Origin of the sequence: Tardiphaga sp. (assembly GCF_028290785.1) — a bacterium.
Classification (GTDB): domain Bacteria; phylum Pseudomonadota; class Alphaproteobacteria; order Rhizobiales; family Xanthobacteraceae; genus Tardiphaga.
Map to the genome: position 1 here is coordinate 1 of NZ_JAQGJD010000415.1, position 14,883 is coordinate 14,883.

Here is a 14,883-nt window from a genome sequence, read left to right on the forward strand (position 1 = left end):
GGTGAAAGTCGGAAGGAAGAGCTCTATCGGCGCCTCGGACAGACGCGCCGGCTGGCGGGCGGAGTGAACGATCCTCTCACGGAGGAGCGGCTACGAGCGCTCGTCACCGACCTGGAAGGACAGATCGCCGCGGTCGAAGCGCGCGATGCCGACGCACCCCCGACGAGCAGGAGCAACTCCATGACCGGTGACCGGACTGAACTGAAAAAAAGACTAGTCGAGGCGACGCGCCTCTTCGAAAGCGCCGGCGACGTCGAAGAGAAAGCCCTACTCGGCTCCGACGTTCGGGAGCTTGAGCGGCTGGTGGAGATCGCAGCAGATCAGGATCCGGGTTCTCCGAGAGATCCCTCGCGAACGTTAATTCGCACTGGGGCCAGTCGAAGTGAGGACGTATAAGGAATGGAAATATGAAGTCCAGGATGAACAGCGTTGCCCCCGTTCGGCCTCAGCGTCACTCGAATCAATTGCCTCGTTGACCGAGCCAGCGTTGTTGAACGGAACTGGAGCCTTTTCATTGCATTGACGGGCGGCCATTGGCGACCAATCATCTTGAAAGGACTAAGCTATGAATCGACGAAATGCGGTTGCACTGCTTGCGATGTCGTTTGCGGCTCCCTCGGTTGCGTTTGCAGCCACTATGGGAGAAGCGGAAAAGGAACACGCCGAGCAGACCTTAGCAGTAGGATCAGTCGCTCTCGAAACCAGCAAGGCGGCGCAGTCCAAAGTCACTGGCGCGTGGGTAAAGAAGTTCACGACTTACGAAATCGCCGAGCAGACGACGATTGCCGAAATCCTGAAATCGATGGGGGCAGCTTCGCCGAAGATGACGGACAAGCAGATGGCAATGATCGCCAAGGCCAAGGACGGCAAGGCAGGCGCCGATTTTGATCGGAGCTATGTCGCAGATCAGATCGACGGACATAACCAGCTTCTGAGAATCCAGGACACTTACATCGGCAAAGGCAAGGACGCGGGCGCTATCGGTCTCGCGAAGCTCGCCCGTGCACAGATCAAAGAGCATATCGACCTGCTGGAAACGATCCAGAAGGAGATGAAAGCTTGATCGAGTAACTATACTACAAGCCGTGTTCTGGTGCAGTCTCTGAGCTCTGTTCTTGTTGGAGACTGCAATCTCAACCTTCGACGGCTGGTAAGGGTCGGAGGGGTGGCCTAGCGCCGCCCGCCTAGGGGTTACTCGCTGGTCTGACGGAAACATCAGCGGCTCCACCTCCTTATCCGGGGGCGTGCCAACCGATCGAGAGGATCGAAATGTTCTTAGGTTTCATATTCGACGTCGAGGGCACGCTCCTCGACAGCGTCTTGCAGAGCCAGCGCAGTTTGGAGGACGCCCTGGAGAAATCCGGATACCGGGTCCCCATCCAGACGCTCCGGCTTACTCGGGACTGGACGGCGATCAGACGCTGCAGCTCGTTGTCCCGGAGGCATCCGACCGCGAGCGCATTGCCATCCTCGAGGACCGCCGAGAAATCTATGAGCGCGACTATCTGCCGAGCGTCAAGCCGTTGGAAGGGGCGCGTGAGGTTCTCAGGATCCTGGCGGAGCAGGGCGGCCGAATCGCGCTCGCCACCGATTGTAAAGGGCTTTCCTTCACGCGCCACATGTCGCTTCTGGACTCCCGCGACTACATCGCCGCGACGGCCTGCGGCGACGACCTCGATCACGGCAAGCCGGACCCTCGCCTGGTCGGCATCGCGTTACGCAAGCTTGGTCTTGCCGGTTCGCAGACGGTCATGGTCGGCGATACTCCATATGACGCCGAAGCGGGCATTGAGGCAGGGACAAAAGCTGCCGGGGTTCTGACCGGAGGTTTCTCCGCAGACGTGCTCGCCGACGCCGGCTGCTTCGCTGTGGCGCGCGATCTGAGCGCCCTCCTACCAAACCTTCTGTCAGGCGTAGGCGGCAGGGACCCAAGTCAGTCGGACTGGCTGCGCAGCGCCTAGTTCGAAGATCGTGGCCCGCCCTCAAAAATGCGCAGGGGACCGCCGCAATCGCCGCCTTGCCGACCTGCTGCGATGGCTCGCTCGCGCCGGAATACGCGGACGGCTGAAGGCGAGCGACCACGCGCCTTGGAGAGTACCTGCGGCGAGCAAACGGATAATGCGACGTCGGTTCAGCCGATCCAGCGCCGCCACGAAATCGCGGTTATCAAGGATATCATTAATCGATCGATGGTATCGGCCGGGCTACAGGGGCCAAGCGCGATATACTCCTGAAAGCCGGCGGGCGTATGCGATGGCCACAAGAACCGCCTCCATGTCGGTCATCGATTCCGCACTAGCTTGTAGCTATTCCGCCACTTCGTGTCGTTCTTGGCGGGGTGATAGATGGCTCTTGCTTCGGGTACAGCGCCTGAACCATCGCGAGCCGGGCGAACTCCGGCGACCCGCCTTTGTCGGCGACCAGCATCCGACATTCCATGGCGGTCTGCCACGCTGGCTCGGCATGCGTTTTGACGGGCAGCGGCAATGTGGGTCCCGGCGTCGCGCAGCGTCACCAGCGGCGTTCCTTTAAGCACCGGTACGATTCTGGAAATTTGTCTTCCCAAGGCATCACGCCAACATCAAGGAAAGCTGGCGCTCACGAAGTTCATTGCGTCCGACGAAATTCACGAGGGCGCTTGGTGGATCGGCTAATTGGAGGTCGCACCTGCGCCACCGGTCGACACGATCGAGAACTTCCAATCCGGGCGATGCATACGCAGCCCGAAGGCGGCCGCAGCCCGCGTGGCGCCGCGGTCGACCATGGCCTTCAGGCGCTCGTTCTCCTCAGCGGTCCAACCGTTAATTCTCAAACCCTTATGCATGGCATTCACGTCGGTGGCTTGAGGTTGCGTGTCAGCGGTGACATGGAGGGCGAGCCCAACGGATCGGTGACAATTTTCGTAGTGATGAAATTGCACCTTTGCACTCGAAGGTGCGTTTCTCGGTACCGTCCCGGCGGGGCTCCCGGTGGGCCAGAGCCATCCGGTTGTTGCAGCGCGTGCAGCGGGGATGCTCGATGGCTGCAAGCGGCCAGAGGGAAGGGTTTCGGTCCGACATGGGGCTTATCATTCGATCAAGAATGGGAAGTTTTGGCCCGGATTTAAGGTGCTGTCGGCACGGAACCCGACGGAAGACTAGCCTCCATTGTGAGTACCACGAAGCGGCTGCCCTCATGCATGATCGGCGATCGCCTGATTCCGACCGGCAGAGTATTCCGCCACGCTGCCGCCCGCTTTGCGGAAGGCGTCATTTCATTGCCGAGGGGCACGCGCCACGGTCGTCGATCATGCCGCGGCGATCTCGACGACCTTGCGTGCCGCAGCCTCCGGCTTCGAGAAGGGCGAAGCTCGACGAACTTGGATGGGATAGCCATGGCGCCGTATTCCGGCCAGGACCGTCAACCAGTCAGGTGCCGGCCTACGGGCCGGTGATGTGCTCGATGTGAGCCATGGTCTCTTCATGGACGCTCGGGTTGAAAATCTGGCCGCACTTGCAACGGATCGGCCCGCGGCCCAGCTTGTTGCGGTAGCCCTTATCCCACAGCGCGTATTCGTTGGCATTCCATTCCTGCTGCTGGCAGTACTTTCGCGAGCGTCTCAGGCGTCACGCTGGCGAAGGCGGCACGGAAGGCCGTTATAGTCTCGTCGCGCGTGTCGACTTCTCCGCTCCTGTTTGGCGCTGACCAAGCCCAGAAGTCGCGCGCTTCTGTTCCGATGCGTTCGCCGATCCTGCTGACGTCGAGTTCGTACCCGCCTTCCATCACCACGATGACGCGGAAGCCGTTCGAATAGTTGGCGTCGTTGCCGCGTGGGTGGAGGAGGCGGTAGAACATGCGGGCAGGTTACCGGTGTCATTCGGCCTGCAAATTGATATCTGATGCGTTGTACAGCCCGGCGTCGCGGGGTACCGTTTTCTGACTGCCGGTCGGCCTGAGTACGGCACTTTTTACTGAGTAAAAGTTTGTGGGGCGAAAACGGCTAGGTCCGTGACACGGCTGGCGCTCGTCAGTCGGCATACGACCAACAATGCCTAACGCCGTCAGCAGTCAACATGAGGGATCCTGGTCGTAGCCTGTCCAACCTTAGGGACGTAACGTGAAGGTGCTGGTGGCATATTTTGAATTATACGGGCATAGAGAAGGCATGAAAGTCTACATCGAGAGCATTGCGCCGCCCGGCCCGCTAACAAGTACAACAAAGCGGCTTGATGCTGTCCCCAGCACTACACCAACCCGTCCGTCGGCCAAAGAAGTGCTGAAGCGCGTAGCAAATTTGGCGTAAGTTGAAAAAAACGCCGAAGGGCACATGGCAAAGAGAACGGTTTCCGCGGACGACTTAGTCTTCTTGATTGAGCAAGAGCTGCGTGGGAAAGACGGCAAAACGGTTCCAGCCCTGAGCGTGGCAATTGTTCCCGATCCGGCTAAGGATTGGATCGTTGTAACCTCGCCGAAGGACCTCAGGAGGCATCCGGAACTGGTGAAGAGAGTCGGCCGAATCGAAACGAAGTTAAAAGCACTATACCGACTGAAGCCCGACTGATCGTCGTTGCCTCTTAAGCGAGCGGATGAGTGTATTGCGCCCATCGCAGCAACCGTTGCCTGTTCTTATCTCTGCTCTCTTTCTGCGCTGCTCGTCCGCCAAAACTCACCCGGTCTATGATTGATCGAGAAGAGGCTTCTCTTCGCCGGTGTATTCAGGTGTACCAGAAAATATGCCGTTGAAATTTGTAAGCGGCGGGCCCAAGGCAATGCCTTGGCTGGTGATCGTGAATTCTCTGATTGTGTGTTCGTGGCCTCCGCTGCGTTTCTTAAGGACGGAGAGCGCCCTGCGGACAGTGCCGGCGTACTCAAAATATCGGAGCATCAGGACGGCATCGCTTAGGTAGCTGATGTCAAGAGGGGTATCCATCGGGCCAACCAAGCCATGCTGGGCAAGTACCAAGAGGGTTACAACTCCCTGCTGCCCAAGGTAGGTAAGCAGTTCATGCATCTGCAGAATAAGAAAACGCCCGTCTGGCATGGCATTCAGATATCCATTGAGGCTATCAATAACCACAACGCGGACGCCTTGCGTTTCCACACCCTTTCGCACAATGGCAGCGAATTGGCCTGGTGACATCTCTGCTGGATCGATTTGTTGAAGTGTTAGATTCCCAGAAGCTAAAGCCCGATCGAGCGGCAGATTGAGCGCTCTGGCGCGTGCTTCTAGTGTCCCTCGTCCTTCATCAAACGCGAAGTACATCGCACGCTGGCCTCGCTCGGCAGCAGTGATTGCGATGGCAGAAACAACCGAAGACTTGCCGACCCCCGCGCTACCGATGAAAAGGGCGTTTGTGCCCCGTTCGAGACCCCCGCCAAGCAGTGTGTCTAACTCCGCATTTCCCGTCTCTAAGTGTTCGTCAGGAAACGTGGCAGGATGTTCGGAAGCCGCCAGCCTTGGATAGATATGGAGGCCGCCTTTTTGTATTGTAAAATCGTGATATCCGCCGACGAAGTCGATGCCGCGCATCTTGACTACGTTCAAACGGCGGCGCTGTGAACCATAATCGATCGTGAGCTGTTCGAGCCTAACGACACCGTGAGAAATCGAGTGCAACTGCAGATCTGTTTCGCTTGATGTGAGATCATCGAGCAGAATAACCGTGCAATCCCGTCGAGCAAAGAAGTTCTTGAAAGCCAGTACCTGACGGCGGTATCGCAATGAATTTTGAGCAAGTAGTCGAAGCTCGGATAGACTGTCAATGACGATCCGGGAAGGGTTCAAATCTGCGATTTTGTTAAAGATGCGCTTAGCGGTTTCCCCTAGTTCTAGATCAGAAGAATAAAGCAGGGATTGCTCCTGAGAATCATAATTCGCATCCGAGTTGATTTCAAATACGTCGATGCCATCGAGAGACCATCCGTGCCTCTTGGCTACCAATGCCAGTTCTCGCACAGTTTCCGAAAGTGTAATATAAAGCCCTTGCTCTTTGTCGGCTGCTCCGGCGATTAGGAATTGAAGCGCTAGGGTAGTCTTTCCGGAGCCCGGACGTCCTTCGTAGAGATACATCCGGTTGCGGTCGAAGCCACCTTTGAGAATCTGGTCTAAGCCTTCGTTCCCGGTCAGAAGCCGCGGCAAATCCCCTTCTTCCACGTTTGTAGGCATACGTTATTACCTCCTCGAAGTGCCAACCGCACTTCACTGGACCGGCTGGCGCAGTCCTGTCGTCCACTCGCACAATCGGGCAGTACCCAAGTAAGCCACCAACTGTCCCGCTGTGATCCGGTTCCGTCCACCGGGCTTCTGCCGAACGATCGCCCGCGTGGCCTCGTGCAAGCCCATCGGCAAGAAAGCCGGTCGCTGAGTTGGGGTGATAGGATGAGCCCGGGTCAGGGCGAATAATCGACCAGACCGATATCAACCCGTCGTCGGTCGCAGGTTTCGACGTATGACGCTGCAGCATCCCTCAAGACCGGACCGTAGATGTTTCATCGTGAAGGGACGCCTCTGGCGGCTCGCAGACGTGGAAGACCTTTCCCGATCCTGCTTGCCCGTTGCTGCGCGTCAGGGAACACTTTTTAATATTGCATGTTTTCCATGCTGATATTAAGCACCGGAGAGCGCCTTGTCCGATCAGGGGTCCACCCGCCGCACCGTTATTGGGACCACAGCCGCTGGCTTTGCGACCTTGGCGCTTTCCGGCAACAAATCGGCCGCACAGCAGCCCGTAATGCCTCCATCATCAGCCTTGAGCGATCCGCGCAACAAGTACCGCAAGGAACCGTTCTCCGAGCAAAAGCAGCCTTGGCCGGCTTTGGCGCGCAAGATGGATCCGCCGCCGGACCACGGCGAGCAGTCTTACAAGGGATCAGGAAGACTTGCAGGGCGCAAAGCACTCATCACCGGCGGGGACAGTGGCATCGGCCGCGCCGCCGCGATCGCATACGCTCGCGAGGGTGCTGATGTGGCCATCAACTACTTTCCAACCGAAGAGCCTGACGCGAAAGAAGTGGTCGAGCTGATCAAAGCTGCCGGGCGGAAGGCGGTGGCTCTTCCCGCCGATATCAGGACGCTGGAAGCGTGTGAGAAAGTTGTCGCAGACGCGGTGGCCGCACTGGAAGGGTTGGATATCCTCGTCAACAATGCTGCTTACCAGCAGAGCAAGAAGGACATAAGCGAAATCACCGACCAGCAGTTGGTTAGGACATTTGAGACGAACATCTTCGCTCCGTTCCGCATCAGCAAAGCCGCGATACCTCATCTCAAACCGGGATCGGTCATTATCAACACAGGCTCGGTCAATTCCTACGATCCGGAAATCGAATTGCTGGACTACGCCTCAACGAAGGGATCCATTCTCATCTTCACGAAAGGGCTCGCGAAGCAACTCGCAGGCAAGGGGATCCGCGTCAACATGGTGGCGCCTGGGCCGATCTGGACCCCCCTGCAGGTTGCTGGCGGACAGTTACCGGGCGAGATGGCGAAGTTCGGCCAGAGCACACCCCTGGGTCGGGCCGGGCAGCCAGCCGAATTGGCTCCCTTGTATGTGATGCTGGCGTCCGAAGAAGCGAGCTTCACCACTGGAACGGCTGTCGGAGCCAACGGTGGTAAGGGGAGTCCATAAGCCGTATCGCAGAACGCTCACGTCAAGACCCCTTCCGGTGCCCTCTCTAGGATGCCGAAAGTGAAATAAGAACTCTATGCGAGCCGCCTCAATGGTACTGTCGATGTGGCTATCGACCTCGCGCTTCCTCACACCCAACTCGGCACGCGTCCAGCAAACGCTGCTGCCGGGCCAGCAATTCCTTGCGCCCGTGATGGTGCACGATGGCTCGGCAGACGAATGGTTATTGCGCCTCTTCCAAGCCTTGCTTTGAGAACGGTAGACGTCGGAACGCACTGAGCGGAAAATAAACCACCCGATGATCGCCAACCTACCGCAATCAGCATCAGCGGAGCCTGCTCATTGCCTTCGTCGTTGAGCTCTGTGAATTTCATTGTCGTAATCCAGCTACTGACTTCGTCGCATCAATACCTCAGGGATTGGACCCGAGAAACCGCAGCAGGGTACGTCCGATCTAGCTGCCTTACAATTCTCAGCATGGCGCGATGATCTGAAGGAGGGGATCGACAGTGTTTTCAGGCACAATGGATGGGCTGCCGTCGGTCATGACTAGCTTGCCTTTCGCGCTGCTTTTGCAGGGGCTCGTGGGGGCTTGAGCGCAGAGGTGAACATCAAGCCGCCGGTGATGCCGGCTGCGCGGTTCGTCGAACCTGCAGACAAGACGATCTTCCGAAGCTCGCTATCGCGCGGATTGACGAACTTTTTCACCAAATTGGTGCTGTAATACACGAGGCGGAGAAGCATTCTCGACCTGTCTCTGTAAAATATGGAAGAGCCACGTCAGATTGCCGATCGGACTGCGGCGATCTTTCCGCAATTAAGGATTGGCGGAAGCGCCATCAGCGCGGGTTTGGCAAAATAATAGCCTTGAAACAGGCTAATTCCGGCCGCCCGCAGAACCGCAAATTCCTCAGCACATTCCACACCTTCCGCCAGCACGTGAATGTCGAGAGTGCGCGCGATGCCGACGATCCCGGCGACGATAGCCTGCTTGGCGCGGCTCTGATGGATGTCGCGGAGCAACTCCATATCGATCTTGATCAAATCGGGCTGCAGGCGCGCCAGAAGTCCGAGGCCGGCGTAGCCCGCGCCGAAATCGTCCAGCGCCGTCCAGAAACCGAATTTGCGGTATGCCTCGACGATGCGTTGGACGTGGGCCGGATCAGCCATGCGCTCGTTTTCGGTGAACTCGAACATGAGATTGCGGTGGGGAAACCCTGCCCGTTTCGCGGCCGCCAGGGACTTCTGGATGCAAGCGCTCGGCTCATAGACGGCGTTGGGCATGAAATTGATCGAAAGCCGAAGATCGCGGCCCTCGAACAGTCCGCCTGCGGTCTCAATGGCCATTACGCGGGCCGCTTGGTCGAACTGGTAACGGACGTCGTCGGTCACCTGATTGAGAACCGAAAAGGCGGATTCACCGTTAGCCCCACGGACCAACGCCTCGTATCCCCATACGGCGTCAGTTCGCAGATCAACGATCGGCTGAAAAGCCATCTTGAATTCGAATGGAAGGGCAACGTCCCCGCCGCAACCGACACACGCTTTCTGCATCCCATAAGTTCCTTCTCATTGCACCAGACGATATGGCCCAATGATTGCACCGCCGTTAATGGCATCAGACGCGGGCGGTATGAGCCCTTCCTCGGCAGCGGGACGAATTGATCGCAGCGGCGCCTGCAGGGCAGGAGGAAGCAGGTCGTAACGCTGCCCGACGCAGCCATGGACTCCCCGAGCCGCCCGAATCGACGACACGCTCGTCAAGGCCATCGTCCGGGCACACCGGAGGCGAGACATGAGACCGGCCGCTATGCAACGGTCCGCGATCTGGCCATGCAGAGGGTATCAACTAGTGCTATTTGAGCCGCGATTTAAGCCTCCACATTGCTCGCCCGGCCAGTGTTGAAGACATTCTGCAGGGTAGGCAGCCGGCCGCGATCGAACTGGCGCAGCTACTGAAGCCCGTACCAGTCGAGTCGGACAGACAATGTCCTCGCGCTAAAAAAGTGAGTTTTCACGACTCGAATGGATCGGCGCCCGTCCGGAACCAAATTATCGCCCGGCGCTTGAGGCGCGGGGGCCTACCGCGGCCCCGGCACCTGATCGGATTTCGCCATGCCTAAGCTTTCTCTCATCCTTCTAGTCGTGTCCGCGCTTGCGAGCGGCCTGGCCCATGCGCAGAACGCCTCACCGGACGGGGGCGCCGTCACCAATCCCGCCAATCCGGAGATCAACGCCGCGGCCAAGGCTAAGCCCGCGGCCGATCCGGCCACCGGCGGCAGCGGCACGTCTACCTCAGGCGGCAAGGATGCCAACGGCGACGGCGGTCGCGACAAGATGCCAAACAGCAATATGGAAGTTCGGCCGCCGAGCCAGCAAAACAAGCGTTAGGGGGGTGATAAAAGGGGGGCGCGCGCGGGATAGCGCGTTCGCTTGACCAAAATCGCCCACGAAGGACGATATCGGTCAGATTGAGAGCCGGTCGCGGCTTGAGAAGCTCTGCCTCTGCCCTTTCGCTGATATCTGAACTGAGTTGCTTATGAAGAGGAGATAGATGATTTCACGAAAGCGATCATCCGAAGGGAGAGTAAGCCAACCATTGTAAGCCAAAATCCGAGGCTTCCACAGGTCATGTGAATGGACATTTTCAGATGATGGCACCGCAAGATGCACTAAGACAGCTTTCGATCCATTCGCTAAAAAGCCGATCAATTAGTAAATGGCACAACCATCGGGGCGTTGTCCGGCCATGCCGGTGTTAGGCGCCATGCTGGCAGCATCTTAGAGGGAAACATCATAAGCGATGGTGTCGATCTCGTTACTTGGGGTTTGCGGTGTCAAACGGTATTGCGAATGAAGGACCTCTTCGTCCCCGCTGCCGTGGCGGTCAGGAACCAGTAAGGGGTGTCACTGTTGTAAAGGCATGGAGGAACCATGCTGACAGATGAGCAACTTGCCACTCTCAGGGATGTGGACAATTCAGTGGCCTTCGACGACGATGCCAAGGTAGGCCCGCTTGTCATGGACGGTTATGTGGAAAAGGACGGGGATCTTTTCCGGCTAACCCCGAAGGGTGAGAAGATCCTGCTCGATAACGGAGCGGCACTTGTCGAAGATGAAACCCCGCCGTAATAGCGGGAAGTATTGCACCTAAGAAGAATAGTACGGGTTCCTAAACCAATCACTAATTATGGTGGGAAGTGGGATAACCGAGGGGCCATAACCGCCTTGGTTGCAAGCAAGTATCATTGAGTCCTCGCGGAATCGAAAGCCGGATATTTCATATTGCTGGGAAAGCGGCCTCTCGCCCGCTGTTCACAGGCCAACTTTATTTTGACATCAGTGCATTGCGTTCGGCAGACTCGAGCGTCGGCAGCGAACTACCAATCGGCTAACGTGCCTTGAGATCGCGAGACACGAACTCCTCTCCTCGCACCCCCGGCGCAAATTGGTGCAATATCGAACCTCTCCCACTGCGCGCCTGTTGATGGGCACGCCTCGTACGCTCAAGACGTATTTGCCGGCGCCACCAAGGGAGAGGCACATGAAACAACTCATAGTCATCTGCGCCGCCGTGCTTGGACTCGGGAGCGCTGCAGCCCAGGCAGGGCCGTGCAATACAACCAGATCGACAGAGATGCGCGACGCGGGGTCTGGCCCGACGCCGGGAAATACCGGTACTACCGTCGGTACAAGTCCTAGCTTTGGGCAGCACCCAGCGACTGGTTCGATGAACCAGCAGGCCGGTGGTGGTCCTGCCTCATCTCAAGATGCGCAGCGTCAAATGCAGGGACAGCCCACCGCAGCGCAGCAAGCCGACGGCGCGAAGGTTGCGGCTGGCAAGCCAGGCGACGACTGGCTCGCTCGTGGAATAAGACGACCGATGCCATTCCAAACTCAGTCTACCGGCTGAGGGTTCGACTGCCCCAGCTTTCAGATCGTATAGCGTTCGAGCGCATCTTCTGTGCGTGACAAAAGCGTGCGCTCAGCAGGTCGACGAACCATCTGGATGCCGTCAGTGGTCGTTCCCGGAACGTCCAGAGCAAAGGCCATGTCCCGACGGCCCTCGTTCCACCGCGTTGCAAGGCCATCGCGCGAAAAATTGTAGGACTTTTCGGGGCCGGGCTCTTCAGGCCCGGAGCGATAACTCAAGAGGATTATCTCGTCTTCGCCTTCAATCGTGAACTGACCCAGCTCCTTCCTAAGCCTACGCAGCTCCATTTGGTCGCGCAATCGTACAAAGGTCTGGTTGCCAAACATCAGGTCGGTTTTGCGCTCGCCCGCCGCTTCAATCGTCTTTGGGCGCGAACCGTCGCGGGAGAACAAATCGATGACGAACAGCCGAATTGCGGCATTCGTTCGTAGGATCGGATCGAAGGGTGCATTTGCCGACAGTCCGCCATCGACATACAGACGTCCGTCCACTTCGACGGGCGCGAACTCCGGCAGGAATCCGCAGCTTGCCAGCAAATGGTCCATTTCAAGGGGACCGTCGTCGGTGTCGAACAGCACGGCGTCGCCGGACTCCACATCCGTGGCGCAGATTGAAACTCTGGTTTCACCGCTGTTCAGTCGGCCGAAATCGATCAGTCGTCCAAGCCGCTCCCGCATTGGCGCCAGATCATAGATGCTGCGAAAACGCAGGGGATGCGGGGAGGGCAACCGCATCCGGAAGAAGCCCGGATGTCCCCCAAGGTGTCCCCGTGCCACGCTTGTCCAGGCCTGCAGACGCCGGAAAGGATGGTCGATCACCGCATCCGCACTCATCTGCCAGAACGACTCGAGGCGCCCGACGCGCCGCTCCACAGGGTTGACGGCCACCAGCGCGGCAGTGATGGCGCCCGCCGATGAACCGGCGACCCAATCCAGCAGCAGGCTGCGCCCGTGGAACTTCTGGTAAACGCCGGCGTGATACGACGCGAGCCCGAGCCCGCCGGAAAAGACCATCGCTGTCAGCATGATGTATTCCTCAATAAGATCTGACGGCGGTCATGCAAGATCCGGTCCCGCAGCCGGGACTTGCATGTCGTTTTTGCCGTGACTCTCCTAGCAACGCACCGCGACAAGTCCGTGGCACCTTCTCGGCAGCAGCGAGTTGTTCGCTGGCAGATCGTCCAACGCACGGATCATCAAGAAGCGAGCAAATCATGACCGACAATATCAGCGCGACATTCGAAACCCGCCGGGCCGCGGAACTGGCGATCGAACATCTGGTTCAGGAGCACGGCGTGCCCCGGACCGGCGTCTCCGTCGACGCCGAAGGCGCCGCTAACAGCAGCGGAACCGAGCGCTCGGGCGCCGATGACCCAAGAACGGAGCAGGGGGCGGACAGTCACCCGAAACTTGCGGGCGCGATCAAGGTTTCGGTGCGCGGTGACGAGACCCGGCGCAAGGTCATCGAAGCCGCGCTGCAGGAAGCGGGCGGCCAGAACGTCGGTTGATGGCACCAATATTGAGGCCCTCGCATGGCGCGCAATGCAGCCGAACTTCCCGACGCGATGGAAGCGCGTTCCGTCGCTCAAATTCCCATCGGCGCGCAGTGGCAGTATGAGCCGAAGTGGGATGGCTTTCGCTGCCTGCTGCTGCGCGATGGCGATGCCGTGACCATGCTATCGAAATCGGGACATGACCTGAAGCGATACTTTCCGGAAGTGGAAGCAGCAGCCCTGGCGTTGCCGGAGAAGCGCTTCCTGCTCGATGGCGAACTGGTCGTGCCAACCGGCGAGGCGTTTTCCTTCGACAGCCTACTCCAGCGCATTCATCCGGCGCCGAACCGTATCAAGAAGCTGTCGGCTGAGACGCCGGCGTTGTATCTGGCGTTCGACATCCTCGGCAGCGGCAAGCGTGAGCTTCGCGACACGCCACTGTCGCAGCGGCGCCCTTTGCTGGAGACATTTGCCCAGCGCTGCTTTACCACCGACGGCCTGTTCCAGCTATCGCCTTCGACCGCAGACATCAAGCGTGCCGCGCATTGGCTCCGCGCGGCGGGCGGCGGCAGCGACGGCGTCATCGCCAAGCGCGTCGACCTCTCCTATCAGGGCGGAAACCGTGAGGGCATGCAGAAGATCAAGTGCCACCGCAGCGCAGATTGCGTGATCGGCGGCTTTCGCTACGGCGACAAGCCACTTGCCGGACGTAAGGTCGCCGGCTCCGTGCTGCTCGGCCTGTTTGACGCGGAGGGATTGCTGCACCACGTTGGTTTCTCGTCCGGTATCAAGGTCGTCGACAAGCCGGCTTTGACCGACCGGCTCGAGGCAATCGTGGCCAAACGCAGCTTTACAGGCAACGCGCCGGGTGGACCCAGCCGCTGGGCTTCGGCGCGGTCTTCAGACTGGCAGCCTGTGAAACCGACACTGGTCGTCGAGGTGTCCTATGATCATTTCACGGGCGGTCGCTTTCGCCACGGCACGTCAATTCTGCGATGGCGTCCCGACAAGAAGCCGAAGCAGTGCACAATGGACCAACTCGCGCAGAAATCGATCTCGCCAGTGCTGCTGCTTTTAGATGAACAGCAGGAAAGCTCGAAATCTTCGCCGGCGTCAGTCAATAGAGGCGATTAGTCTCTTCGACAGCGACATGCGGCGCGGTAATCTCGGGAATGCGTGCTGGGCATGTCTTGAAAACCGCCCCGACCAAGTAGGTGTTCCTTCCAATCAGGGAAGCGCGCGCCGCAGCGTCCTTACGATGCCCGCCAAAGTTTGAGGATGCCAACGGTCAGGGGATCTTCCTCGTCCTCGAAGAAGCGCTGGAGAGCCTCGCGGTAAAGGGGACCTGCGTCGACCTCAGCGAAGAGTGTCATACAGGAGCGTCCGGAGAGCCCAGGATCGAATGTGCCGATCCCGCCGCTCCGAGTATCGCGCGGGTGGACTCGGCCAGGCGGGCACCGAGAAGGGGGTGGGCGAGATAGGCCATCGCCTCGTCCATCTACCGGATCGCATAACGTTGCGCTATCGCGCTGTGACCAACACCTTCGGCCTGCGGGAAGATGAACCACATCCAATGTGATCGCTTGGCGCTGCCTTGAGTTCGGTGAGAGCGGTAGTGTAGACGGGCTGCTGCGCCAATACGAAAGTACGCGTCCGACGAGGACCGCCTTGTTTGAACGGGATATCTCGCGAAGCATGTGACCTTAAGTCTAGCTTTAAGGTCATTAGGCGATGCGGGTTGAGGTTTTAGGCGGGGTCGAGCGGCGGCGACGCTGGTCGCATGACGACAAGATTCGGATCATCGAAGAGACGCTGGCGCCGGGCGCGAAGGTGACTGAGGTTGCGCGCCGCAA

General features: G+C 58.8%; 16 protein-coding genes and 1 pseudogene. 11 read left to right on the plus strand and 6 right to left on the minus strand.

Annotated elements, in window-relative coordinates; translation table 11 throughout:
• The 3 genes from JWR89_RS26025 to JWR89_RS26035 all read left to right on the plus strand — a co-directional run.
• On the plus strand, positions 1 to 396 hold a 396-nt coding region (locus tag JWR89_RS26025; RefSeq protein ID WP_299721084.1), incomplete at its 5' end, for a hypothetical protein.
• A gap of 169 nt (positions 397 to 565) precedes the next feature.
• Positions 566 to 1,063: a DUF4142 domain-containing protein gene (locus JWR89_RS26030; RefSeq protein ID WP_299721085.1), complete on the plus strand. Its 498-nt coding sequence runs from the start codon at positions 566 to 568 to the stop codon at positions 1,061 to 1,063.
• A 181-nt stretch (positions 1,064 to 1,244) separates the two neighbouring features.
• Positions 1,245 to 1,961: an HAD family hydrolase gene (locus JWR89_RS26035; RefSeq protein ID WP_299721086.1), complete on the plus strand. Its 717-nt coding sequence runs from the start codon at positions 1,245 to 1,247 to the stop codon at positions 1,959 to 1,961.
• A 689-nt stretch (positions 1,962 to 2,650) separates the two neighbouring features.
• Here JWR89_RS26035 and JWR89_RS26040 read toward each other — a convergent pair.
• Entirely contained in the window at positions 2,651 to 2,920 is a 270-nt protein-coding gene (locus tag JWR89_RS26040) for a hypothetical protein (protein WP_299721087.1), read from the minus strand.
• 614 nt (positions 2,921 to 3,534) lie between these two features.
• A complete protein-coding gene (locus JWR89_RS26045; protein WP_299721088.1) occupies positions 3,535 to 3,834 on the minus strand; it encodes a hypothetical protein in 300 nt (99 codons plus the stop codon).
• Between the two features lie 472 nt (positions 3,835 to 4,306).
• Between JWR89_RS26045 and JWR89_RS26050 the strand changes: the two genes are divergently transcribed.
• The gene (locus JWR89_RS26050; protein WP_299721089.1) at positions 4,307 to 4,540 is read left to right on the plus strand and encodes a hypothetical protein; all 234 of its coding nucleotides are present in this window, start codon (positions 4,307 to 4,309) and stop codon (positions 4,538 to 4,540) included.
• A 114-nt stretch (positions 4,541 to 4,654) separates the two neighbouring features.
• Here JWR89_RS26050 and JWR89_RS26055 read toward each other — a convergent pair whose 3' ends face one another.
• Complete coding sequence (locus JWR89_RS26055; protein ID WP_299721090.1) at positions 4,655 to 6,145, minus strand: ATPase domain-containing protein; 1,491 nt, start codon at positions 6,143 to 6,145, stop codon at positions 4,655 to 4,657.
• Positions 6,146 to 6,710: 565 nt separating this feature from the next.
• Here JWR89_RS26055 and JWR89_RS26060 point away from each other — a divergent pair.
• Both JWR89_RS26060 and JWR89_RS26065 read left to right on the plus strand, forming a co-directional pair.
• A complete protein-coding gene (locus JWR89_RS26060) occupies positions 6,711 to 7,604 on the plus strand; it encodes an SDR family oxidoreductase (RefSeq protein WP_299721097.1) in 894 nt (297 codons plus the stop codon).
• Between the two features lie 91 nt (positions 7,605 to 7,695).
• The gene (locus JWR89_RS26065) at positions 7,696 to 7,857 is read left to right on the plus strand and encodes a hypothetical protein (RefSeq protein ID WP_299721091.1); all 162 of its coding nucleotides are present in this window, start codon (positions 7,696 to 7,698) and stop codon (positions 7,855 to 7,857) included.
• Positions 7,858 to 8,384: 527 nt separating this feature from the next.
• Here the strand turns inward: JWR89_RS26065 and JWR89_RS26070 are convergent.
• Complete coding sequence (locus JWR89_RS26070; RefSeq protein ID WP_299721092.1) at positions 8,385 to 9,158, minus strand: EAL domain-containing protein; 774 nt, start codon at positions 9,156 to 9,158, stop codon at positions 8,385 to 8,387.
• Between the two features lie 561 nt (positions 9,159 to 9,719).
• On the opposite strand from JWR89_RS26070, the gene JWR89_RS26075 reads away from it, so the two are divergent.
• Together JWR89_RS26075 and JWR89_RS26080 are read left to right on the plus strand one after the other, a co-directional pair.
• Positions 9,720 to 9,995, plus strand: coding sequence for a hypothetical protein (locus JWR89_RS26075; protein ID WP_299721093.1), 276 nt, complete (start codon positions 9,720 to 9,722; stop codon positions 9,993 to 9,995).
• A gap of 543 nt (positions 9,996 to 10,538) precedes the next feature.
• Positions 10,539 to 10,736 carry a hypothetical protein gene (locus JWR89_RS26080; protein ID WP_299721094.1) on the plus strand — a complete coding sequence of 66 codons (198 nt, stop codon included), beginning with the start codon at positions 10,539 to 10,541 and terminating at the stop codon, positions 10,734 to 10,736.
• Positions 10,737 to 11,537: 801 nt separating this feature from the next.
• On the opposite strand, the gene JWR89_RS26085 is transcribed toward JWR89_RS26080, so the two are convergent.
• Positions 11,538 to 12,563, minus strand: coding sequence for a patatin-like phospholipase family protein (locus tag JWR89_RS26085; RefSeq protein WP_299721095.1), 1,026 nt, complete (start codon positions 12,561 to 12,563; stop codon positions 11,538 to 11,540).
• Between the two features lie 188 nt (positions 12,564 to 12,751).
• Here JWR89_RS26085 and JWR89_RS26090 point away from each other — a divergent pair, with 188 nt between their 5' ends.
• A complete protein-coding gene (locus JWR89_RS26090) occupies positions 12,752 to 13,045 on the plus strand; it encodes a hypothetical protein (RefSeq protein WP_299721096.1) in 294 nt (97 codons plus the stop codon).
• A gap of 57 nt (positions 13,046 to 13,102) precedes the next feature.
• Entirely contained in the window at positions 13,103 to 14,164 is a 1,062-nt protein-coding gene (locus JWR89_RS26095) for an ATP-dependent DNA ligase (protein WP_299721098.1), read from the plus strand.
• Positions 14,165 to 14,399: 235 nt separating this feature from the next.
• On the opposite strand, the pseudogene JWR89_RS26320 reads toward JWR89_RS26095, so the two are convergent.
• Positions 14,400 to 14,600: pseudogene (locus tag JWR89_RS26320) on the minus strand (DUF1810 family protein).
• A gap of 161 nt (positions 14,601 to 14,761) precedes the next feature.
• On the opposite strand from JWR89_RS26320, the gene JWR89_RS26325 reads away from it, so the two are divergent.
• The coding region (locus JWR89_RS26325) for a transposase (RefSeq protein WP_366143019.1) at positions 14,762 to 14,883 on the plus strand (122 nt) is incomplete at its 3' end.